Genomic DNA, 21,091 nt, shown 5'->3' on the forward strand with positions numbered 1-21,091 from the left:
TATGCCCGCGCCTATGCTGAAAGTTCAGGCTAAAGGCTCAGGCTGACGGCTCATAGCCGAATGCACCGCGTGGCATTCACCGGAGAAATAGAGGACATCACGAATATGATTAAACAAGCGTTTATCAGTGTTTTCGCCCAGTTAGGCGCTCAGGCAGCGGCCGATTCCTGAGTTTCAGGAGCGGCAGCATCGTCCTGCAGTAAGGTGGGGAGCAGAAAAGGCATCAGCGTCTGCGGCGCCAGATCCAGCAGCAAACCCGGCAGGGTGACGGTGAGCGGTGGCAGCCAGCGTGGCGGGCTGTAAGCCAGTTCACATAACTGGCACTGCCCTTCACCGCCGTTACCCAGTCGCTCGGCCAGACTGTGTACGCTGCCCAGTACGATCAGGGCAAGACACAGAAGTAGCAGGGTGAAAGACGGGCGACGACGCATAGCACCTCCGCAGTGGTAACCGGTCAGAACAGAGTTAAGGAGAACACCTGTTCAATCCAGCTTAGCCGCATGGATATTGAAGTGCACCTCAATCGCCCGCTGCACATCACGAATGGTCGGTGTTTTTTCGGTATGCACCAGAATAATCAGCGACTGTGCGTGTACGTGATGATCACCGTCGGGATGGGTAACCACCTCACCGTCTTTGGTCACATACGCCAGCGGTGTGCCCAGATTGGCCTGCACCACCGCATTCACCACATCGGCCCAGCGTTCGCCTTCCAGCCAGACCGGAAAACGCACCGGGTGATCGTCGGCATGGGTAAACATATCTTCAATCACCAGCTCCACGCCGGGTGCGACCATCGCCCGCACAATGATTTCCGGATAGGAGCGGATCGGGCGCAGCACGGTTTTAATCTGCAGCTTACGCAGCCTGGCGCGGTTGCTGTCTTCCACACACTCAACAATAGTGATGTGGCCCAGGTGCAGCTCAAACAGGCGGTAAGCAATATCGAAGGTGTAAGAATCACTGTCGGCGGAATATTCGTCACGCGCCAGCACCACAATATGGCTGGCACGCTCTGCCCCGGCACGTTTTAAATCGTCCGGGCGGCTGGCCAGGCCGGTGGTATGAACGACCCCCAGCTGACGCAGGCTGTCGGGCAAACCATCGGGGAAATCGTCATTCAGCAGCTGGATCGGCGTATCGCGGTATTCGTCGCTTTCACGAATCTGCATGATCATGCGCTGAAAATAGGCTTCGCGGTTATATTTGGGCGAATTAATAATGAGAATATGATCGGCCATGTTCCAGTCCCAGTGTCCGGTGCGGATACGTTCCCGCCGCGCAATGCGGAAATCCACATAATCGCTGATTAAAAAAGTCATAAGTGTGATGCCGCAGATAAACATCAGCAGCATGGTGGCGGCCTGACCGGCCGGGGTAGAGGCAGATACATCACCATAGCCCACAGTAGTAAGCGTGGTCATGGTCAGCCAGATGGCGTGCCAGAGCGCCATCTCCTCCAGCCATACCATCGCCGCCACGTGCAGCGCCGCAAAGCCCAGCAGCACCAGCGCCGAGCGGATAACCGAGCGACGGATATTGGTATCAGTCTGATACACCGCATGCCGCACACGGCGGTGATGATGGATAAAACGGGTTACTTTATTCATGCCCGCATCATAGCCCGGCCCCAGCGCATCCCCAAGCCATCAGTACCTGAAAAATATGCCGTAATCCGCTACACTCGCGCTATTTCTTACCGCGAGAGTCAGCTTATGGGTTACCACATTTACGGCATCGGCAATGCACTGGTCGATAAAGAGTTTGAAGTCGGCGATGAGTTTTTCGCCAAGGCCGGTATTCAGAAAGGCATGATGACCTTAATCGATGAACAGCAACTGGCCAGCATGCTGGAAACCCTGAGCACAGATTACGGCCTGAAAAAACGCGCCTGTGGTGGCAGTGCTGCCAACACCATTATTGGTGCCAGTTATTTCGGCGCGAAAACCTTTTATACCTGTAACGTAGCCGCTGACGAAGCCGGTGATTTTTACGTGGCCGATTTAAAAGCTGCCGGTGTTGATACCAATATTGGCGGCGAGCGCGATCAGGGTGTAACCGGTAAATGTCTGGTGATGGTAACGCCGGATGCCGAACGCACCATGAATACCTATCTGGGAATTACCAGCGACCTGCACGAAAAGCACATCCACGAAGATGCTCTCGCGCAGTCGGATTATGTCTATATTGAAGGCTATCTGGTGACCTCAGACACCTCCCGTGCTGCGGCCGTACGCGTACGCGAACTGGCGCGCAAACACGGGGTAAAAGTGGCGATGACTTTCTCCGATCCGGCGATGGTGCAGTTCTTTAAAGACGGCCTGCTGGAAATGCTGGGCGACGGCGTCGACCTGCTGTTCTGTAACGAACAGGAAGCCAAACTGCTGGCCGATACCGACGACCTGAATATCGCTATCGACGTCATTAAGCAACACGCCAAAACCTTCGCTATTACCCTCGGCGCCGAAGGCGCACTGGCGTTCGATGGCGAAACCCTGCATAAAATTGCGCCGCACAGCGTAACCGCCGTCGACAGTAACGGTGCCGGCGATATGTTTGCCGGCGCTTTCCTTTATGCCATTACTCAGGACTATGGTTTTGATGTTGCCGGACGTCTGGCATCCGCCGCTTCGGCTCAGGTTGTCAGCCAGTTTGGTCCGCGTCTGGATGCTGAACAGCACGCGCCGTTAAAAGCGCATCTGCAGGGCTAGGGTCGACACTAATTAAACAGGCCCTAAGAGAAACGACGGGCGCACAGCCTTTACCTGATGTGGGCAGCCGATAAACACGGCCTGCCCACTTCTCTTTCTGCGGTTCCTTATCCCCTGCGCCGATCCATCAGAAACCGCCGGTCAATCCCGCCCCACCGCGTTATCCAAACAGGATATACCCACAATGATCCGGCCTGCGCTATTGAAGATGCCAGCCGTCCACATAAAATCAAAAATAACTGGTGGCCCCGAAGCTGGGCTTGGTTATGCAGGATTGCTGGTGCTTGTATCATCGGGATAAGAGGGTTGGTGGTACTTTTTGCGGGCAGTCGGGTCATCGGTTTCTTTTAACGCTATTCGATACTGGTGCTTAGATGAATATTGAAAACTATGAGGAACTCATTCTGGCTGCCATGAGCCAGCAGGAGCCACAACGCCTGCTGTTTGTTCTGGCAAAATCAGAGTTGCCCGAGGGATACACAGAAGAGCAGCAGGAACGCTTTGAAAATGGTGAAGGCGGTGTGCTCAGCCCGGTGTTATGCGTTGATAAACTTCCTGGCGAAGTGATGCACTTTCATGAGCTGGTCAGCGAATCGGAAAAAACCGGACAGCAGTGGGACGTGGCATTTATCAGTGCCATGTCTGGCCATGACGGCTTCCCGCCACAGCCGGAAGAGGCTGACCAGTACCTGCAGCTTATGGTGAATAAGATCAACGCCGGCATGATATCCGAATACCTGACGTTCAACCGCAGTGGTGAACTGATCGCCCTTTACTGATTTGCCCTTTGCTGATTTATAGCGATTTCTGGCTCTGTTTATGAATGCGGCTGATTAATTTCATAACCGGGGCCGGAATTCTCCCCATCAGTTCCAGACTGTCGATAAAGTTTTTCAGATACAGCCCGAGCTCGGTGTTACCTGTTATTAACAGCCGACGCTGGAAAAACAGCGTATCCGGATCCACTTCGTTATGCAGCATTTCCAGCAACGATTGCTGATCTGTGCGCAGAGTAACCTCTGAGATCTGCGCCGGGATCATCACTTTGATTCTTTTATCATAAGCCGTAACGGTAAATGAGAAGTTCAGATCACGGATATTAACCGTCGCCAGCTTGCGCTCAAGAAAATCAAGTTCTCCGGCAGACAGCTCTTTTCCAAGAAGATGATTAAGTGCAGATGCGATTACCTGCTCAAGAATAAAATCGGGTGTATAGCGGGTTATTTTCTCAGGTAGTTTTACCAGCCTGTCACCTGCGGCCCTATGAAATTTCCGGGAAAGCATAACTAACCTTCACACCCCAGCACCTGTATTTCCGCCAGAATAAAAAATTCTTAAGCCAATGGGCAAAGCCCATTAATGGGTAGTTCAAACCTACCTATTCGTGGGCTTAGCGGCGATCACCTGATTTCATTAACATATCAATAGTGTCTTAGGTCCTATCATGGCGGAAATACTATGGAATTGCTTTGCCCTGCGGGAAGCCTTCCTGCCTTAAAAGCGGCAATAAACCAGGGTGCTGATGCGGTATATGTTGGCCTTCGGGGAGATACCAATGCCCGCCACTTCGCAGGCCTGAACCTGGCAGGTTCAGGACTGGATGAAGCCGTTGCTTATACGCACAAACATGGGCGGAAAATCCATGTTGCCATCAATACATTTGCGCATACAGACGGCTGGGAGCGCTGGCAGAAATCCGTCGATACCGCAGTAAGAGCCGGGGCTGATGTCCTGATTCTTGCCGATATATCGCTACTGGCATACGCACATGACCGTTATCCAAAAGTTGAAAAGCATCTGTCCGTTCAGGCTTCTGCAACCAATCCTGCCGCTATTGATTTTTACCGCAATCTGGGAATCTCCCGTGTGGTACTGCCGCGGGTATTATCGATGCAGCAGGTAAAATCATTAGCGCGGATTTCAGATATGCCGCTGGAGGTTTTTGCATTCGGCAGCCTCTGCATTATGGCTGAAGGCCGCTGCTATCTCAGCTCTTATATGACCGGTGAGTCACCGAATACTGCTGGCGTCTGCTCTCCGGCTGCCTATGTCCGCTGGGATGAGAAAGCAGACGGATCGCTGGAGTCGCGCCTCAACGGCGTCATGATTGATCGCTTTAATGCTGATGAAAATGCCGGCTATCCCACATTGTGCAAAGGACGCTTTCAGGTCGGAAACGATTTGTACAATGTGCTTGAAGAGCCAACAAGCCTTAATACTCTGGAACTGCTACCGGAATTATTCAATGAAGGCATTGCCTCGCTGAAAATCGAAGGGCGCCAGCGCAGCCCTGCCTACGTGGAAAAAATTACCCGGGTATGGCGCCAGGCAATTGATGCCGTTCAGGAAGATCCGCAACGATTCCGGGTAAAGGATGAATGGAATCAGGTTCTGAATTCATTATCGGAAGGCAGCCAGACCACACTTGGCGCTTACCACCGGAAATGGAAATAAATAATGAAATTTTCTCTCGGTGCAATTCAGTATTACTGGCCTAAAAATACCGTTCTGAAGTTTTATGACGGTGTAGCCGCTTCTGATATCGACATTGTTTATCTTGGCGAAACGGTCTGCAGCAAACGTAGGGAACTGAACTTACAGGATTATCTGGATATAGCATTTAAATTGCGGGAGGCAGGAAAGCAGGTCTGCCTGTCGACAATGACCCTGCTTGAGAGCCCGGCCTTACTGCGGGAAATGGCACGTTATATTGATAACGGTGAATTTGTTATTGAAGCCAATGATATTGGCGCCGTGCAGCTTGCACAGGAAAGAAACCTGCCGTTTATCGCCGGCCCGGCAATCAACTGTTACAACCAGCACACGCTGAAATATCTGGTAAATTCCGGCCTGAAACGCTGGGTAATGCCTGTGGAGCTTTCCCGTGACTGGCTGAAAACATTGCTCGAACAGGAAGTCGTGCGTGATATCCGCAGTTGCTTTGAAACAGAAGTGTTTGCCTTTGGTCATTTGCCTCTGGCCTGGTCAGCCCGCTGCTTTACTGCACGCTCAGAAGACCGGCAAAAGGATCAGTGCGAACTGTGCTGCATTAATTATCCCAAAGGCAGGGAGGTACACAGTCAGGATGGTAAACAGGTATTTGTTTTAAATGGTATCCAGACCCAGTCAGGCCAGCGTTACAACCTGATCAATGATTTACCTTCCATGCACCGGCTGGTCGATATTGTCCGCCTGAGTCCGGAACCGGAAGGTACTCTGGATTGGCTGGACCGTTTCCGGGAAAACATCCGCGGTAAGCATCCGGTCAAGCTCGCAGCAGGAGACAGCAATGGTTATTGGAATCGCCTTGCCGGAATGCTGACGGTTGAAACCTGAGTCAGCACCTGCGCCAATATCTCAGAATGAGTATCTGACATACCTATCTGGTGGGGGCGGAGTATCTCTGCAGCCGAATTGTTTTTGCCCTTAATTCTGTCATCGTAGCCTATTCTATATGGCTTAGTGGCAGGACTTTATATGCCGAATCTGACAGGCTGGAAGCCGGACGATACGGATTTCTGGAAAAATACAGGCAACCGTTATGTACGCCACCTGCCGGTTCTGCAATTAATTCTGTTACTTGCTGGTTCGTCCGTATGGATGGGCTGGTCAGTACTCTCGGCCCTGATGGCCGACAGCAGTTGGGGTTTCAGCCCGCAAGAGCTTTTTTCGCTGATTTATATCGCAGGATTTTCTGGCGCAGCGCTGCGTCTGTGTGGCAGATTTCTGGTATTTCAGCTGGGTACCCGGGCCGTAATCTGGTCAGGAATTATTGGAATATGGATTTCGCTGATTGCCATATTCTGGGTCTTTAAAGAATCAGACACGCCTCTTTGGGCATTCAGAATAGCGGCAGCCTGCTGTGGCTTTGGCGCTGTTATCCTGCCCCAGATCACCAGCATCAACCGCTATATTTATCCACGCCGTATGCGTTTTATTTCCCAGGAAATGCCCATTGGACTGGGTGATGCCGGGCTGATTCTGATTATGGTAATGATCCCGACGATCATCTATTGGAATCCACCACTAAAAAATATTTTTACCGAATACGTTCTTATTCATGACAGCAGCAACCTGATCGGTATCATCCATGAAGGCCACGGGCTTTGGTTTCAGTGGTTAATACTTCCAATTGCCGGAATGTGTCTTTTTGCCGCCTGGCTGAACCGCTTTTCACCGGCAGTTAATATACAGAATATGATGCTGACCCGGTCGGCCAGTATCTCTTCCTGGGGGCGTTCCTGGTTGCTGCTTCTGCTGGTCACATTGGCCAGCATCGGCATCCCCTATATGTCGAATAACAGCATGATTACCGGCGCCTTTCCTGCCGTCAGGGAAATGAGCATTTTTATCGTTATTTTCCTCGTGATTTTTGCCATGCAGAATCTTGCGGGCAATCAGATATTTGCAGAGCAGCAACTGAAAGCCCTGGCTAATCGCGAAGTCCATATACTGGCGCTGATGTACCTTATGGGCCATGGTTCTTTTCTTGGATTATCCGTCAGCCTGCCTCTTCTGACAGACCTGATATTTTCCTATATTCCAACCGATGGTCATACCGGCAGCCGGATCAATCCCGCCGCCCCATCCATCCTGTCCTACTGCTGGATAGGCCCTCTGTTAGGGCTTTCGGCCAGAGCAGCGGGAAGCTGGATGTCTAAACACATCAATCCGGGAAAGATTCATCAGGTGGCACTGTTTGCGCTTTTCCTTAGTACCGTCGGCATGGCTCTGACCATAACATCAGCACTCTCATCACCGAATCCGGAATTCTATTTCTTTCGTTTTTATATGATAACCCTGTTATTTTTCATTGCTTCTGGCATGTCATCCGGAAGCATTACCAGCCTGGCTATTAAGAAGATTCCTGCGAATTACGCCGACCACAGCCTGATATGGATAATCAGTATATCGTCCTTCGGGTTTTTCTATATTCCTGCATTGTTTGCTGATCACTGGCAAAGTGCCGGGCCGGCGGCGGTGTTATCCGGCCTGTCTATTTTTTACCTGACAGGGATGATCATTAACTGGTTTTTTTACTGGCGAAAGGGAGAGGAATCACTCAGCTGAATGACAAGATACAGAATCAGGAATGAATATCGGGGATAATTTTACTTTCTATATGGTTTACCAGATCAAGCAGAACATCGTCGCCATACTCTTCATCCTGGCGTTTTTTTAAGCCATATTCAGAAAGCAACAGATGATGACTCTCGGTGACATCAATGCTGTTAAGACTACGCTGTACGCAGCGCAGCGGACATCCATCAATTGCCAGAACCGGACGACCCGACTGAGCCAACCGGATAATAGGTTTAACCTGGCCACCGATACCGGCTATACAGGACATTTCTGCAACACCTGAACGATCCAGATGAACCGCAATCCGGTTGGCAAGCTGTGCCACCTGAGAACAGCCAGAGCAAGAATAAACCAGTGGTTTTTCCGGATCTTTCATAAGAATTCTCCACTGAAAAAATCTGTATACCAGAGTTTTATTTCCAATAAACAGCTGCGTTTTCTAGTAAAAACGGGGATTAATTACGGGGAAGTTTTAATATATCACGCCGGATATTTTTTACTATCAATCTGTTCAGAACAGATGTCGGTCTTATGCGGAAAAGGTGAGGAGCCTGTGAATAATCCGGTACGGATATGATCCGTTATTCAGAGGCTCACTCTTTGGGTATCAGCCATAGTAAAGGCCATTCCCCCTAGCAGGCTGTTGATTTTCTATCTGCGTTGCCACTGCAGTGTTAAAAACCGACTCAAAATGCTCATTTACGACCTGTAAACTGCGCTTTTTCGCCGGTTTTTGCCTTGCATTGACTACCTCGAAAACGAAAATAAACAACCTGACAAGCCTGTTACTTGGCTTTCTGCTGACTGTAATAGGCAGCAAGGTTAGCAATATCCTGATCACTCAGACCTTTTGCCATTGGCGCCATAATGGCTGCATTGCCTCCGGTTCTCTGGCCATCGCGATAAGCCTTGAGTGCATTTTCAAGATAGGCCGCATGCTGTCCGGCCAGTTTTGGATACATTGGGACCATGCTGTTACCATCAGCATTATGGCAGGCTGTGCAAATTCCTGATTTTGCCTGTCCGGCAGCTGCATCGCCGGCCGCCATGCTGGCAGAACTGAATGCCATAGTAACAATGGCGCTTGCCAGAAGTATTTTTTTCATCATCAATCTCCTTAAGGTTGCCCTGAGGCTTATAGCTGCCAGATGGCAGTCAATGTGACTGCAGAAATGGTTATTATTAACCACCCATACAGAATTCTTTGTAAGAAGAGCGGAGCCTGCTTCATCTCCATAAAATACCGGATGATCCAGATACCTTTTATCAGAGCTGCAAACCAGGCTGCAACTGCTAACAGAATCAGATGCTCCGGCTTGCGGAGAACAACAGCCAGTGTCAGCAACAGCATTAACAACCACAAAGTCTTTAATGACGTTCCTGCCATACTGCTCATAGCATCATCCTGTTTCATCTTAGTACATAAAGCGCCGGGAAAAGAACGATCCACACCAGGTCAACCATATGCCAGTAAGAGGCTGCACTTTCCGCCGCTTTTAGTTTCTGTTCATCGTCCGAGTCTGTCTTTTTCAGCCAGCGGCCGAGAATAATAAGAATCATCATTCCGGCAAGCACATGGAGAAAATGAAAGAACGTCGTGAAAAAATAAAACCCGAAGAATATATCGTAGTGCAACGAATACCCATTGCTATAGAGTGTTTGATATTCACTCACTTTACTAATGACATAGATCATTCCACAGCCGGATGCCGCGAAAAAATAACGCGCATAGCCATCGCCCTGAATGCGGAGCTTATTAACGCCTGTTGCCACCAGGTAACTGCCCGTCAGCAATGCCATCGTATTAATCACCCCGGCATAAACATGCAGCTCCTGCAGACCGGCCTGAAACATCTCCGGCTGCCGGAGGCGAACCAGAGAGAAGCCAGCGATCAGCAGGCCAAAAACAGCCAGTTCAGCACAAAGAAAAAACCACAGGGCAATATCGCCCGGGATCTTGTCTTTTCCGCTCAGAGTCAGCGGGCTGTTCATATGTTCAGTCCGGTCAGATTAAGATAGAGCTTCGGCAGTATCCGTGGCAGCTGATCCGCACGGTTAATACAGAAGTACCCCTGATGACCAAACACATAAGGAACATAATCAGCACTGTTCTGATCAATGGTGACACAGTGGGTTGTTACCCCTGCACGGTGAGCCTCGGTGATCGATACCCGGGTATCTTCAAGGCCATAACGACCTTCATACAGATCCAGATCATTAGGCTTACCGTCGGTCAGTATCAGCAGCAGGCGCTTCTCCGCCGGATGGTCGTTGAGGATATCAGTCGCCTGACGAATAGCGGCTCCCATACGGGTGTAATAGCCGGGCGTTAAGGCTTTAATCCGGCCATGAACATTTTCACCCCAGGGTTCGTTAAAGTTTTTGATCATATTAATCCGCACATGATCGCGCCGGCGTGATGAAAAGCCATACATAGAAAAGCGATCACCGCTGGCATCCAGTGCCTCCCCCAATAAATGCAGACTGTCGCGGATAACATCGATAACCTGCTTATCATTGTTGGCCCAGGCGTCGGTCGACAGCGACAGATCAGCGAGAACAAGACAGGCCAGATCACGGTTCTGACGACGCTGCTGCCGCCATACCGGCGCCACACTTTCGGCGTGTCCCTGCAGCCGGCTGGTGCAGTGATCAATCGCAGCATTTATATCCAGCTGCTGCCCCTGAACCTGCCGCCGCAGTTGCACCGGCTGAGTGTTAAAGCAGGCAAACTGCCGGCGCAGACGCTGCGCAGTCTGCTTAAGCTCATCCGGTAAAGGAGCTGGCTCAGCACCGCGCGGCAGCATCGGAATAACCCGGCAGTAATCCTCACGTAAACGCTGCTGGCGGTAATCCCACTCCGGGTAAGACAGGCCGGAGCCCAGCGGTATGTCATCCTCCGCCGCGCTGGGCAGATCCAGATCGAGACGTATTTTTGAAGCCTGACTGCCACGGGTCCGCGATAGCGTAATCAGATCAAGATCTTCTGCTATTTTTCCGGCATCCGCGTCATCGGCATCATCTGCGGTACGGTCAACAGGAATAAATTCCGACCACGACAATAAGCTTTCCAGACGAAATAACAGCAGGCCATTACGGCCATCAGGATCATCGGCAAATTCGGCCTGGCGGCGGATATTTGCCGTGCTTTTCTGTTGCAACTCAGACGCTGCGGGCTCCTGTACATCGCCACTGCGCTGAAGCGGAGCCAGATTTCTGCCCGGATATAACCACAGGGGCACAGGATCAGGATCTCCCGGCCCGTCAGGCAGCGCAGTAACAGATCCCGGCTCCTTCAGAGCAGCACGCAATGCCATCTCTCTGGGCAGAGCCGCAGCACTGAGCTTCAGCCGTAAATCTCTCTGTTGCAGTTCGGCCTCAACCAGACGCCGGTAGACAGGGACAAGACCGGGATAGCGTTGCAAACAATGCTGCACGCTATGCTGATTATCAACAAACCACGAGGCAGAGCCGGCAGCTGCCGGAAGCGTGCAGGATGCCAATGCCGCCAGCCACAGGTACAGGTCAGCATTCAGCGTCCGCTGCGGATAAAAGTCGATATGATCCGGCAGATATAAATGATTCTGATCGCGCCACGCCAGCGCCTGACGCAGGCCGGAACCCGCCACCTTCTGCAACCACGAGCGCGACGCTTTAACCCGTTGCTCAGCAGCAACCGAGAGACGCAACCCGGCATCGCCGCCCAGCGCCCTGAATATCATCGCCAGTGTTTTCTGTTCATCGCTGAGCAACACCGCCGCATCCGGATAAGTACGGACAGCCACGCGGGTAATAAAATGATGCCAGCGGATACCAACAGCTTCTTCCATCGCAGTTACTCCTGTTCCCGGGCAATAATTACTGGTAATTGCCGCTCATACTGTCTGGCATCATCGCCACTGGCCCAATACAGCAGTGATCCGGCAGGATTGTATTTTTGCACTTCAGCACAGGTATCAATACAGAGCCTGCATTGAGTGCAGCTAATCTTCCGCTGCTTATGTGCTCTTGGCGGCAGGCGCATAGGGCAGACCTGATCACAGGCATGACAGTCACGGCAGTCTTTTCCCCGCTCTTTGCGGTAACCAATTACCAGGCCACGCGGATTAGCTGCCCAGATCAGACTCTGAAAAATTCCGACCGCGCAGCCATACCGGCAGAACCAGTGACGGGCCAGCGTAAATTCGATAAAAAATAATACCGTTGCCGCACACAGAAAAATCAGCGGATATGTATCAACCTGCAGCCGGAAAATACCCTGCCATAAAGGCAGCGGAGGAATCAGATAACTGAGCAGAGAAACCGCCCATAAAAAAGAACAGGCCAGAATCCAGAAAAAAAGTACCGTTCTGGAACCAGGACGCGCCCCGCTGCTGCTCTTTTCCCACAACGAACGCCTGCCAAGCCAGTAATGCATTTTACTGTCCAGCCACTCCAGAACAGAAAAATGCGGGCACAACCAGCCGCAGTAAATTCGTCCCCAGCGCCAGACAAAAGCAATAAGTACGATGACCGTCAGCAGGACGGGCAGCGCCAGACGCCAGAATAATTGTGAAAATACTGAAGCAGCACTCTGACCAGCAGCAGGTGCAAGCTCCAGCGTCCAGTCATAACCAAAAAAAATAAAATGGCCGAGCGTCAGATCCAGGCGAAAAATATCCAGAACCGGCGCCAGCAGAAATAATAAAAAAAATACGCTGCGGCTGATCAGACGGTAGCGTTGCACCCCTGAATTCATCAGCCTGTCTTCCTGGCCGCTGCCCGAAGGCAGCGGCTGTGAACTTTGCATATATTCAGGCACTGACAGGTAAAGCAGGTGCATCAGCCTGAGTACGGCTGGCGACAACAAAACTGTATAAGTACAGCATCACGCCACCACCAAAAGCGATACCAGCAACCAGACGTGCCCAATAAATAGGAACAATCAGGTCTTGTGTCGCCATATAGCCCAGGGCAATGCCATCAGCCGGCATACGCTGCTGCATCACCTGAATAATACCCGCCGCAGTCAGCAGCAGAGTAATCATCAGCATGGATACACACATGACCCAGATGGAGGCAATTTCCACTTTCTGCGCCTGCAGACTGTTACTTAAACGTCCCTGCAGCTGTGGCCATGCGTAAGAGATAATCGCCAGCACAATCATCACGTAAGCGCCAAAGAATGCCAGGTGACCATGAGCGGCCGTAATCTGAGAGCCGTGGGTGTAATAATTTACCGGCGCCAGGGTATGCAGGAATCCCCAAACGCCCGCACCAAGGAAAGCCATAATGGTACAGCCGGCAGCCCAGGTAACGGCGGCTTTGTTAGGGTGTTCGCGGCGGCGCTGTTTAATCATGCTGAAAGCGAACACCATCATCATGAAGAAAGGTAACGGCTCGACGGCAGAGAAAACCGATCCGATCCATAACCAGTATTCCGGAGCGCCGATAAAGAAATAATGGTGGCCGGTGCCAAGAATGCCGCTGATCAGAGCCATCGCAATAATCAGGTACAACCATTTTTCCACAACCTCACGATCCACACCGGTGGTTTTGATCAGAATAAAGGCGAGGATACTGCCGAGAATCAGCTCCCAAACACCTTCAACCCACAGGTGCACAACCCACCACCAGAAATACTTATCCAGAGTCAGTGATGCCGGATTATAAAAAGAGAACAGGAAGAACACGGCCAGGCCGAGAAGACCGGTGATCAGCACCATGTTAATCACGGTTTTACGGCCACGCAGAATAGTCATACCAACGTTAAACAAGAATCCGAGTGCAACAATAACAATACCTATTTTGGTAATAGTTGGTTGCTCCAGAAATTCCCGCCCCATGGTTGGCAGAATATTGTTGTATGTAATCTCCGCCAGCGTTGCATAGGGAACCGATAAATAACCAACAATGGTCAGGGTGCCGGCAATGGCATAAGCCCAGAACAGTATCCAGGCCAGTTTCGGACTATACAGCTCACACTGAGTTTCTTCAGGTACAAGATAGTAAGTCGCGCCCATAAAACCACAGAGCAGCCAGACGATCAGAAGATTGGTGTGCACCATACGGGCAACGTTAAAAGGGATTTCCGGAAACAGGAAATCACCGATGATGTACTGCGTGCCAAGAATCAGACCGAAGACAATCTGACCGACAAACAGCAACATGGCAAAGGCAAAGTACGGTTTTGCAACCGCCTGGCTTTGATATTTCATGATGTTTGATCCTTGAATAATTAAATTGAAATGGTCGTCATGCATCAGCCTTCGATATTTGGTGGCCAATCGTTGGTGTCGATGCGGGAAGTCCAGATCAGGAACTCAGCTAAATCGTTAATCTCCTGCTCTTTTAAATGGAACTGTGGCATTTGGCGGCGTCCTTCAACACCGGTAGGCATTGCCTTCATCCAGGCAGAAAAATACGCCTTGAATACCTGCTCATTTTCCATCCCGCGGCGCTGAAAAACGTTCCCCAGCTCGGGAGCAAAATAGGCCCCCTCTCCCAGCAATGAATGACAGCCGACGCAGTTATTTTTTTCCCAGATTTCTTTGCCATGTGCGACTTCAGCGGTGAGCAGTTCACGATTCTCACGCTTCGGCAGCACCGTAACGGTATCAACCGTCAGAGCAACAAAGAGGAGGAAAAAGAATGCGCCCCCACCGTAGTAAATATTCCGGGCCATGCCCTTAGTGAAACGTTCTGACATAAAATGTCTCCTCGCGGTTATAAAAAGACGGCTCATTCACCAACTGGCATAAGAGCACGGATAATCTGGCGAACAGCTTGCTGGGCGGCGGGCTCGTCACTCAGGGTTTCAGTCAGAGCCGCTTCCGTTGCGATTTCTGCCGGCAACCCGCTGCGGATCAGACGGGCACAATGAATCAGAAGGCGGGTAGAAGGAGACTCCTCAAGATCGGCGTCATTAAGCTTGCGCAGAGCAGCAGCAACCGCACACAGACGCTGCGCAGTCTGCAGATCGATACCACTTTCCTGCATAACGATCCGGGCTTCCTGCTGTTCATCCGGGTAGTTAAAACCGATGCTGACAAAGCGCTGGCGGGTACTGGGTTTAAGCCCTTTCATCAGGTTGCGGTAACCCGGGTTATAAGACATAACCAGCATAAAACCCGGCGCGGCATGAAGCTGCTCTCCGGTGCCATCAAGCGGCAGAATGCGTCTGTCATCGGTGAGGGGGTGAATAACAACCGTTGTATCCTTGCGGGCCTCAATAACCTCGTCCAGATAACAGATTGCCCCTTCGCGCACAGCGCGCGTCAGTGGGCCGTCCTGCCAGAACGTGCCGTCGTTACCGATCAGGTAGCGGCCAATCAGATCGGCAGCGGTCAGATCATCATGACAGGCAACGGTATAGAGCGGGCGCTTCAGCTGCTCCGCCATATGCTCAATAAAACGTGTTTTACCGCAGCCGGTAGGGCCTTTAATCAGAACAGGAAGCTGATTACGGCTGGCGTGCAGGAAGAGTTCAACCTCACTTCCCTGCGGCTGATAAAAGTGCAGCCGTGAGTCCGCTGGCGACACAGCAGGAGCATTCATATGCCGATCCTATGGGTAACTTTACGGTGCTAATGCTGTCCTTTAGCAAAGAGGTCATAAATACCAAACAATAGAGATCGATATACCTACATATAGGTACTTTTCCTTAAAACAGGCAAAATATACCTCTTCAACCAACTATCAGAATCAAAACCGAATGAAAGCAAGTTATTGTTTATTAAAGATTTTAATTTAAAAATCAAAACCAAAAACCTAAAAATGGTTATTTATTCAACCTAAATGGTTAAATATACCCAAGTATAAAAAATACCAACTCAAGTCAATTTTATAGCCGGGATAAGGCAGTCGTTATTATATTTTTGACCTGAATCAGTTTTTTATCCGCACATCTGGTTGAGCATGCAATTCCATTCAGGAATTAATGGATTTCGGCATGACACGCAAACCTCCGGGTCTCCTCAGCCTGTTATTTGTATTGCCTATGGCATCCCCCGCCCTGCCATCCCGGGCCGATAACACAGCCGCAAGCCTGCCACTGATGGTGGTTTCCGCAACCGGCTACCGCCAACAGGCACTGATGAGCCCGGCAGCTATTACCGTGCTGGAACAGGAGCAACTGAATCAGCAACCGGTATCCGACCTCGCCGAAGTACTGCGTGATATTCCCGGCATAGCCATTGTCGACTCCGGGGTTCCCGGCATGAAACGTCTGTCATTGCGGGGGGAAAGCGCCCGCCGTGTGCTGGTAAAAATTAATGGCCAGCCGCTGGCCGACCATTCCAATTACGGCACGCCATTACTGATCGATATTAATATGATCGAACGTGTCGAAGTCGTTCGTGGCCCATCCTCTGTTGTACATGGTGGTAATGCTCTCGGCGGTGTTATTAATATCATCACCCGTCAGGCATCTGCCGGTGAGCAGGAAGTTATTTTCAGCTCCGGATATTACTCAGCAACCCGCGGACAACGCGTTTCTGCCGGTGTACTGGCTGCCCGGCAAGGGCTGGATATGCGCCTGCAGGCCAGCCGCACATCCCATCAGGATCGCCGTCTGGCTGATGGCACACTGGAGAATTCCGATTCTCTGCAGCGCTCAGTCTCAGCAGAGCTGGGTTACAGCCAGGCACAACACCATATCAGCTGGCAGGGCGACTATTTCAAACAATATGCCAGCGCCTGGGTGGAACCCGACTCGGGTATTGATTATCTGCGCTTTCCGGAGCGCAACTCTCTCCGTCATGCGCTGAATTATGAATACTTTCAGGATCACGGCAGCCTGCAAAAAATTAATGCCCGGATGTATCAGCATAATGGCCGGCGCATTATGGAAAATGCGATCAGCAGTCAGACACCCGTGGTGGCTGTGAATGTTGATAATTTCTCCGATGATGATCTGCTGACCAGTGGTGGCCAGTTAAGTACAGAAGCCCGCTGGCTGGGAAATAACCTGACGGTAGCTGGTATGGATTATCAGAGCGACCGCCTGGATACAGACAAGCGCTCGCAAACAACACTGCGTATGCTGACTCTGCCGGTTCCGCCAACCGTGACAGAAAAAACATCCGCGCAACAAGCGGAACAAAACCAGTGGTCAGCATTTTTACAGCAACAGATTGTATTAACCGCAGATGCTGAGGCACACGCCGGTCTGCGTTATTACCGCATTAATTCACGCCTGACCGACAGCACAGAGCGCTCTGACAGCGATAACCATGATGATGAAATGGTTGGCTCCGTATCCATGGTCTGGCGCGCCACTCCGGCCTCGGCATTACGCATCAACCTTGCTCAGGGATATTCCTACCCCAGCGTCACCCAGCAATTTGCCGTTACCGCCGGTGGCAGCAATGTGCATTTTGGCAACCCGGATTTAACCGCAGAAAAAGCAACCACACTGGAATTCGGATTCCGCCTCGACAACAAGCAGTGGCTGCTTGACCTCGCGCTGTATTACAACCGCGCACGTGACTTTATCGACCGCGAAGCCCTGACTGCGGCTCCGCCTGAATACACCACAACCACCACAGCATCACAGTCTCTCTGGCGCTGGGTCAACATCAATAAAGCCAAAAGCTACGGTCTGGAACTGGCCGTTTCCCGTCAGCTTAAAACGCTCCGCCCTTACGCCAACATTACCGTACAACGCCGGGAGCTCGATTTCGCCAGCGGTGAAGACACCTGGAACAGCGGCCTGCCCGAATACCAGCTGCAGTCCGGAGTGCAATGGTCAGCCCTGCCAAATACACAGCTGGATATCTTTCTGCGCTCTTACGGTGATGCCCGGCGGGATGACGAAAATGGCGTAAAAACCGCACAAAGCGGTGGCTACGCAGAATTCAATATCGCCATGCAGTATCAGCCGGTTAACAACCTGATGCTGACCGCTGCGGTTAATAACCTGACCAATCAAAGCTACCAGAACCCTGAAGAATTACCGGCTGCCGGACGTGCGCTCAATGCCGAAATGCATTGGCGTTTCTGATGACAACCAGACGACCTGAAACTGGGATATATGAGAGAGGAACGATCATGAAATACTGGAAACATCCACTTTGCCTGGCCATTGCCGCGCTCAGCTTAGCGGTTCACGCGGTACCCAACCCGGAAAATGCTGCATCGGCTTATCAGGGCGAAGCGTCTGCTATCGACCCGGCATCGGCTAAAGTGGTGCGCTCACCCGGCGCACCGGATCTGACTGAGGCAGAATTTGAAAAAGCCAAGAAGATTTATTTTCAGCGCTGTGCCGGCTGTCACGGCGTACTGCGTAAAGGCGCAACCGGCAAGCCACTGACACCAGATATTACTCAGCAAAAAGGCCAGGCTTACCTCGAAGCACTGATTGGTTATGGCTCGCCGGCCGGTATGCCAAACTGGGGATCGTCCGGTCAGTTTTCTCCGGAAGAAGTCACACTGATGGCCAAGTACGTTATGCATGAACCACCGACACCTCCTGAGTGGGGTATGAAAGAAATGCTGAATACCTGGGAGGTATTTGTTAAACCTGAAGACCGCCCGAAAAAACAGATGAATGATCTTAATCTGGATAATCTGTTTTCTGTCACACTGCGGGACGACGGTAAAATTGCATTGATCGATGGTGACACCAAAAAAATCGTAAAAACCATCGAAACCGGATACGCCGTGCATATCTCCCGCATTTCGGCCTCGGGCCGTTACCTGCTGGTTATTGGTCGTGATGCCCGGATCGATATGATTGATTTATGGATGAAATCACCTGGCAAAGTTGCTGAAATCAAAATCGGCATCGAAGCCCGCTCGGTAGAAACATCCAAATACGAAGGCTACGAAGATAAATACGCCATTGCCGGTGCTTACTGGCCGCCGCAATACACCATTATGGATGGCGAAACCCTGGAACCGCTCAAAATTGTTTCGACCCGTGGCATGACCGTCGATAAGCAGGAATACCATCCGGAGCCCCGCGTTGCTGCGATTATCGCATCACATGAGCATCCGGAATTTATCGTTAATATTAAAGAAACCGGTAAGGTACAGCTGGTTAACTATCAGGATGTCGATAACCTGACCGTTACCACCATTGGCACCGCTCCGTTCCTGCACGATGGTGGCTGGGATGTAACCCATCGCTACTTTATGACTGCGGCAAACCAGTCGAATAAAATTGCCGTGATTGACTCCAAAGAGCGGAAAATGACTGCACTGGTTGATGTGGGCAAAATTCCTCATCCGGGACGTGGCGCTAACTTTGTGCATCCGGAATTTGGTCCGGTCTGGGTAACCAGCCACCTGGGCGATGAAACTATCTCCCTGATTGGTACCGATCCTGAAAACCATCCGGATCATGCCTGGAAAGTTGTGCAGACTCTGAAAGGACAAGGTGGCGGTTCTCTGTTTATCAAAACACACCCAAAATCGAACCACCTTTACCTGGATACCACCTTTAACCCGGATGCTAAAGTCAGCCAGTCTGTGGCGGTATTCGACATTAAAAATCTGGCAAAAGGCTACACTGTTCTGCCGATTGCTGAGTGGTCCGGAATCAAAGAAGGAGCCAAACGGATTGTTCAGCCGGAATACAATGCCGCCGGTAACGAAGTCTGGTTCTCAGTCTGGAACGGCCAGGAAGAACCGTCCGCGATTGTGGTGGTTGATGACAAAACACTGAAACTGAAAAAGGTAATTAAGGATAAACGCCTGATTACCCCAACCGGTAAATTCAATGTGAAAAACACTCAGCACGATATCTACTGATCATCGTCTGCTGAGCAGAAAAGCGGCACATTATGTGCCGCTTTTTCTTTTTTCAGGTGCGGAAAATTCAGCCGGATGATGCTCATCAGCATGAGAGCTCAGAGGAAACTTCTGCTCCAGAAGTTCAAGCTCAGGCCGGTGCAGCCAGGCAATCCGACCCGCCAGTTCATCGCCGGCAGGCAGCAGATGTATTTCTATGCAGCGCTTATCGGTTATCGATTCACGCCGCTCGACCAGACCCAGCTCACAACAGCGGTCGACCAGCATCACCGTGCCATGATGTTTTGCCTGAAGTTTTTCCGACAATTCACTGATCGTGGCCCACTCCCGTCCGGAAAAGCCTTTCAGATGCAGCAATAAAAGATACTGCAATGAAGTCAGACCATGGGCTTTGCAGATATTTTCACTGTGGCGCTGGAAGATACGCAGGCGATAGCGGAAATCCGAAAGGTTCTGATAATCCTGCTTATTCAATTTATCCATAAAGAATCTGATCCTCAGACAGCTTCAGCAATACGGCCCGATATGCTTGCCACCGGATTAAAGGTGATCTAAACCATATATATCATAGCATGATATATATGGAGGTAATTATGAACCTGTCAGAACTGATAATGCCCTGGTCAGCGAAAGGCTGGGAAAAAATGCAGTCGATGAATATCTCCATACCGGTTCTGGCCTGGAAGCTGGTTCTGCCACTGTCTTTCCTGCCGCCGGTTCTGCTCTATTATGCCGGAACCCATTACGACAACAGCTACATTCAGAACTTCCCGGAAAAAAACTGGCATTTTATTACCACCACATTTTTCCTCGCAGAATTACTGACCTTTTTTGTAATGGGATGGCTTATTCACTCAGTACTGGAAAGCCACGATCTGGCCATTAACTATCACGACGCCTACTTACTGGCGGCTATTGCCCCCATTCCTATGTGGCTGTCTTCTCTGGGATTACTTATTCCTTCCGCTTTAATTACCGGCATTTTTGCAGGTGTCGGATTAGTCGCTTCCTGTGTCATTCTCTACCTTGGAACCAGCGCGCTCTGTCACCGCAATACGGATGATGTGGTCAGCATGTCCGCAACCTATACGATAATGTCTGCCGCATTTCTCGCCTGGATTATGCTGATGGTTATCGTCTGGGCTTATTAACACCCCGGACGGTTAAACCTTGAACCAGGGCCTGTTAACACTCATTAAACAGGCCCTAACCTGATCACCGGACAAACCATCAGGTTGCTTGCCTTTACACCGACAGAAAAATCACACCACGAGAAAATTCTCGCTGCTGAAAATATATCTGCAGTTTTAATTGGCATTTTGCGCCATGCCATTCCATCGACACGGAAAATTTTTCTTATCCCTGAAGCTGTCAGGCTGTTTTTGCAACGACTGGCCCAGACAGTCCAAATAACCGGCTTATACATCCCCCTGTAACCTCTGATTTTATGCGCCAAAAAATATTTAATGGCGGGTGACAGGGGTTATTGATTAAAAACACAAAAAATTGACCTGAGTCCTTCAACCTACCTCCAATGGGGTATGTTGGCTGTGTCCGGTGACTGC

Annotated in this window: 22 protein-coding genes; 8 read left to right on the forward strand and 14 right to left on the reverse strand. The window is 50.8% G+C overall.

The annotated features are described in order from the left end of the window. Positions 1–149: 149 nt before the first annotated feature. Together HUF18_RS02455 and HUF18_RS02460 are read right to left on the reverse strand one after the other, a co-directional pair. The gene (locus HUF18_RS02455; RefSeq protein WP_145468042.1) at positions 150–431 is read right to left on the reverse strand and encodes a hypothetical protein; all 282 of its coding nucleotides are present in this window, start codon (positions 429–431) and stop codon (positions 150–152) included. Between the two features lie 51 nt (positions 432–482). After that, positions 483–1,610: a potassium channel family protein gene (locus HUF18_RS02460; RefSeq protein ID WP_225691016.1), complete on the reverse strand. Its 1,128-nt coding sequence runs from the start codon at positions 1,608–1,610 to the stop codon at positions 483–485. A gap of 105 nt (positions 1,611–1,715) precedes the next feature. On the opposite strand from HUF18_RS02460, the gene HUF18_RS02465 reads away from it, so the two are divergent. Continuing rightward, positions 1,716–2,711 carry an adenosine kinase gene (locus tag HUF18_RS02465; RefSeq protein ID WP_145468038.1) on the forward strand — a complete coding sequence of 332 codons (996 nt, stop codon included), beginning with the start codon at positions 1,716–1,718 and terminating at the stop codon, positions 2,709–2,711. Positions 2,712–3,085: 374 nt separating this feature from the next. After that, a complete protein-coding gene (locus HUF18_RS02470; RefSeq protein ID WP_145468036.1) occupies positions 3,086–3,490 on the forward strand; it encodes a ribonucleotide reductase subunit alpha in 405 nt (134 codons plus the stop codon). Positions 3,491–3,506: 16 nt separating this feature from the next. Here HUF18_RS02470 and ubiT read toward each other — a convergent pair whose 3' ends face one another. Then, positions 3,507–3,995 (reverse strand): ubiquinone anaerobic biosynthesis accessory factor UbiT, encoded by a 489-nt coding sequence (ubiT, locus tag HUF18_RS02480; protein ID WP_145468035.1) that lies wholly within the window; start codon positions 3,993–3,995, stop codon positions 3,507–3,509. Positions 3,996–4,169: 174 nt separating this feature from the next. Between ubiT and ubiU the strand changes: the two genes are divergently transcribed. The 3 genes from ubiU to HUF18_RS02495 all read left to right on the forward strand — a co-directional run bounded on the left by ubiU (position 4,170) and on the right by HUF18_RS02495 (position 7,781). Next, entirely contained in the window at positions 4,170–5,165 is a 996-nt protein-coding gene (gene ubiU / locus HUF18_RS02485; RefSeq protein ID WP_145468033.1) for a ubiquinone anaerobic biosynthesis protein UbiU, read from the forward strand. Between the two features lie 3 nt (positions 5,166–5,168). Further along, positions 5,169–6,047 carry a U32 family peptidase gene (locus HUF18_RS02490; RefSeq protein ID WP_145468031.1) on the forward strand — a complete coding sequence of 293 codons (879 nt, stop codon included), beginning with the start codon at positions 5,169–5,171 and terminating at the stop codon, positions 6,045–6,047. A 591-nt stretch (positions 6,048–6,638) separates the two neighbouring features. Beyond that, on the forward strand, positions 6,639–7,781 hold the full coding sequence (locus HUF18_RS02495; protein WP_225691017.1) for a hypothetical protein: 1,143 nt from the start codon (positions 6,639–6,641) through the stop codon (positions 7,779–7,781). 16 nt (positions 7,782–7,797) lie between these two features. On the opposite strand, the gene HUF18_RS02500 is transcribed toward HUF18_RS02495, so the two are convergent. The 9 genes from HUF18_RS02500 to HUF18_RS02540 form a co-directional block, all read right to left on the reverse strand. Continuing rightward, positions 7,798–8,169 carry a putative zinc-binding protein gene (locus HUF18_RS02500; protein WP_145468027.1) on the reverse strand — a complete coding sequence of 124 codons (372 nt, stop codon included), beginning with the start codon at positions 8,167–8,169 and terminating at the stop codon, positions 7,798–7,800. Between the two features lie 409 nt (positions 8,170–8,578). Beyond that, on the reverse strand, positions 8,579–8,899 hold the full coding sequence (locus HUF18_RS02505; RefSeq protein ID WP_145468025.1) for a c-type cytochrome: 321 nt from the start codon (positions 8,897–8,899) through the stop codon (positions 8,579–8,581). Between the two features lie 29 nt (positions 8,900–8,928). Then, on the reverse strand, positions 8,929–9,189 hold the full coding sequence (locus tag HUF18_RS02510; protein ID WP_145468023.1) for a cytochrome C oxidase subunit IV family protein: 261 nt from the start codon (positions 9,187–9,189) through the stop codon (positions 8,929–8,931). A 14-nt stretch (positions 9,190–9,203) separates the two neighbouring features. After that, positions 9,204–9,785: a cytochrome c oxidase subunit 3 gene (locus HUF18_RS02515; protein ID WP_225691018.1), complete on the reverse strand. Its 582-nt coding sequence runs from the start codon at positions 9,783–9,785 to the stop codon at positions 9,204–9,206. After that, the gene (locus tag HUF18_RS02520; protein ID WP_225691019.1) at positions 9,782–11,623 is read right to left on the reverse strand and encodes a nitric oxide reductase activation protein NorD; all 1,842 of its coding nucleotides are present in this window, start codon (positions 11,621–11,623) and stop codon (positions 9,782–9,784) included. The genes HUF18_RS02515 and HUF18_RS02520 overlap by 4 nt, the downstream gene beginning before the upstream one ends. A 5-nt stretch (positions 11,624–11,628) precedes the next feature. After that, positions 11,629–12,531 carry a 4Fe-4S binding protein gene (locus tag HUF18_RS02525; RefSeq protein WP_225691020.1) on the reverse strand — a complete coding sequence of 301 codons (903 nt, stop codon included), beginning with the start codon at positions 12,529–12,531 and terminating at the stop codon, positions 11,629–11,631. A gap of 55 nt (positions 12,532–12,586) precedes the next feature. Continuing rightward, positions 12,587–13,990: a cbb3-type cytochrome c oxidase subunit I gene (locus HUF18_RS02530; RefSeq protein ID WP_145468016.1), complete on the reverse strand. Its 1,404-nt coding sequence runs from the start codon at positions 13,988–13,990 to the stop codon at positions 12,587–12,589. 44 nt (positions 13,991–14,034) lie between these two features. Beyond that, positions 14,035–14,481 (reverse strand): c-type cytochrome, encoded by a 447-nt coding sequence (locus HUF18_RS02535; RefSeq protein WP_145468014.1) that lies wholly within the window; start codon positions 14,479–14,481, stop codon positions 14,035–14,037. A gap of 32 nt (positions 14,482–14,513) precedes the next feature. Beyond that, entirely contained in the window at positions 14,514–15,329 is an 816-nt protein-coding gene (locus HUF18_RS02540) for a CbbQ/NirQ/NorQ/GpvN family protein (protein WP_225691021.1), read from the reverse strand. 394 nt (positions 15,330–15,723) lie between these two features. Here HUF18_RS02540 and HUF18_RS02545 point away from each other — a divergent pair, with 394 nt between their 5' ends. Both HUF18_RS02545 and HUF18_RS02550 read left to right on the forward strand, forming a co-directional pair. After that, positions 15,724–17,775 carry a TonB-dependent receptor gene (locus HUF18_RS02545; RefSeq protein WP_225691022.1) on the forward strand — a complete coding sequence of 684 codons (2,052 nt, stop codon included), beginning with the start codon at positions 15,724–15,726 and terminating at the stop codon, positions 17,773–17,775. 47 nt (positions 17,776–17,822) lie between these two features. Further along, positions 17,823–19,526 carry a nitrite reductase gene (locus tag HUF18_RS02550; RefSeq protein WP_145468010.1) on the forward strand — a complete coding sequence of 568 codons (1,704 nt, stop codon included), beginning with the start codon at positions 17,823–17,825 and terminating at the stop codon, positions 19,524–19,526. A gap of 30 nt (positions 19,527–19,556) precedes the next feature. On the opposite strand, the gene HUF18_RS02555 is transcribed toward HUF18_RS02550, so the two are convergent. Further along, positions 19,557–20,009: a MarR family winged helix-turn-helix transcriptional regulator gene (locus tag HUF18_RS02555; RefSeq protein WP_145468008.1), complete on the reverse strand. Its 453-nt coding sequence runs from the start codon at positions 20,007–20,009 to the stop codon at positions 19,557–19,559. Between the two features lie 110 nt (positions 20,010–20,119). On the opposite strand from HUF18_RS02555, the gene HUF18_RS02560 reads away from it, so the two are divergent. Next, the gene (locus tag HUF18_RS02560) at positions 20,120–20,677 is read left to right on the forward strand and encodes a Yip1 family protein (protein ID WP_225691023.1); all 558 of its coding nucleotides are present in this window, start codon (positions 20,120–20,122) and stop codon (positions 20,675–20,677) included. A 44-nt stretch (positions 20,678–20,721) separates the two neighbouring features. Here HUF18_RS02560 and HUF18_RS02565 read toward each other — a convergent pair whose 3' ends face one another. After that, positions 20,722–20,952, reverse strand: a complete 231-nt coding sequence (locus tag HUF18_RS02565) for a hypothetical protein (protein ID WP_225691024.1) — start codon at positions 20,950–20,952, stop codon at positions 20,722–20,724. Between the last annotated feature and the right edge of the window lie 139 nt (positions 20,953–21,091).

This window comes from Thalassolituus sp. ST750PaO-4 (assembly GCF_020320405.1).
Lineage (GTDB): Bacteria > Pseudomonadota > Gammaproteobacteria > Pseudomonadales > Oceanobacteraceae > Venatoribacter > Venatoribacter alkanivorans.

Excerpts from the sequence above, each read along its gene's own strand:
- HUF18_RS02500 (WP_145468027.1), bottom strand. The coding sequence starts at position 8,169 with ATGAAAGATCCGGAAAAACCACTGGTTTATTCTTGCTCTGGCTGTTCT.
- HUF18_RS02560 (WP_225691023.1), top strand. The coding sequence starts at position 20,120 with ATGAACCTGTCAGAACTGATAATGCCCTGGTCAGCGAAAGGCTGGGAA.
- HUF18_RS02460 (WP_225691016.1), bottom strand. The coding sequence starts at position 1,610 with ATGAATAAAGTAACCCGTTTTATCCATCATCACCGCCGTGTGCGGCAT.
- HUF18_RS02495 (WP_225691017.1), top strand. The coding sequence starts at position 6,639 with ATGCGTTTTATTTCCCAGGAAATGCCCATTGGACTGGGTGATGCCGGG.
- HUF18_RS02555 (WP_145468008.1), bottom strand. The coding sequence starts at position 20,009 with ATGGATAAATTGAATAAGCAGGATTATCAGAACCTTTCGGATTTCCGC.
- HUF18_RS02505 (WP_145468025.1), bottom strand. The coding sequence starts at position 8,899 with ATGAAAAAAATACTTCTGGCAAGCGCCATTGTTACTATGGCATTCAGT.
- HUF18_RS02550 (WP_145468010.1), top strand. The coding sequence starts at position 17,823 with ATGAAATACTGGAAACATCCACTTTGCCTGGCCATTGCCGCGCTCAGC.
- HUF18_RS02520 (WP_225691019.1), bottom strand. The coding sequence starts at position 11,623 with ATGGAAGAAGCTGTTGGTATCCGCTGGCATCATTTTATTACCCGCGTG.
- HUF18_RS02510 (WP_145468023.1), bottom strand. The coding sequence starts at position 9,189 with ATGAGCAGTATGGCAGGAACGTCATTAAAGACTTTGTGGTTGTTAATG.
- HUF18_RS02490 (WP_145468031.1), top strand. The coding sequence starts at position 5,169 with ATGAAATTTTCTCTCGGTGCAATTCAGTATTACTGGCCTAAAAATACC.
- HUF18_RS02530 (WP_145468016.1), bottom strand. The coding sequence starts at position 13,990 with ATGAAATATCAAAGCCAGGCGGTTGCAAAACCGTACTTTGCCTTTGCC.
- HUF18_RS02535 (WP_145468014.1), bottom strand. The coding sequence starts at position 14,481 with ATGTCAGAACGTTTCACTAAGGGCATGGCCCGGAATATTTACTACGGT.
- HUF18_RS02565 (WP_225691024.1), bottom strand. The coding sequence starts at position 20,952 with ATGTATAAGCCGGTTATTTGGACTGTCTGGGCCAGTCGTTGCAAAAAC.
- HUF18_RS02455 (WP_145468042.1), bottom strand. The coding sequence starts at position 431 with ATGCGTCGTCGCCCGTCTTTCACCCTGCTACTTCTGTGTCTTGCCCTG.
- HUF18_RS02515 (WP_225691018.1), bottom strand. The coding sequence starts at position 9,785 with ATGAACAGCCCGCTGACTCTGAGCGGAAAAGACAAGATCCCGGGCGAT.
- HUF18_RS02540 (WP_225691021.1), bottom strand. The coding sequence starts at position 15,329 with ATGAATGCTCCTGCTGTGTCGCCAGCGGACTCACGGCTGCACTTTTAT.
- HUF18_RS02465 (WP_145468038.1), top strand. The coding sequence starts at position 1,716 with ATGGGTTACCACATTTACGGCATCGGCAATGCACTGGTCGATAAAGAG.
- HUF18_RS02470 (WP_145468036.1), top strand. The coding sequence starts at position 3,086 with ATGAATATTGAAAACTATGAGGAACTCATTCTGGCTGCCATGAGCCAG.
- ubiU (WP_145468033.1), top strand. The coding sequence starts at position 4,170 with ATGGAATTGCTTTGCCCTGCGGGAAGCCTTCCTGCCTTAAAAGCGGCA.
- HUF18_RS02545 (WP_225691022.1), top strand. The coding sequence starts at position 15,724 with ATGACACGCAAACCTCCGGGTCTCCTCAGCCTGTTATTTGTATTGCCT.
- ubiT (WP_145468035.1), bottom strand. The coding sequence starts at position 3,995 with ATGCTTTCCCGGAAATTTCATAGGGCCGCAGGTGACAGGCTGGTAAAA.
- HUF18_RS02525 (WP_225691020.1), bottom strand. The coding sequence starts at position 12,531 with ATGAATTCAGGGGTGCAACGCTACCGTCTGATCAGCCGCAGCGTATTT.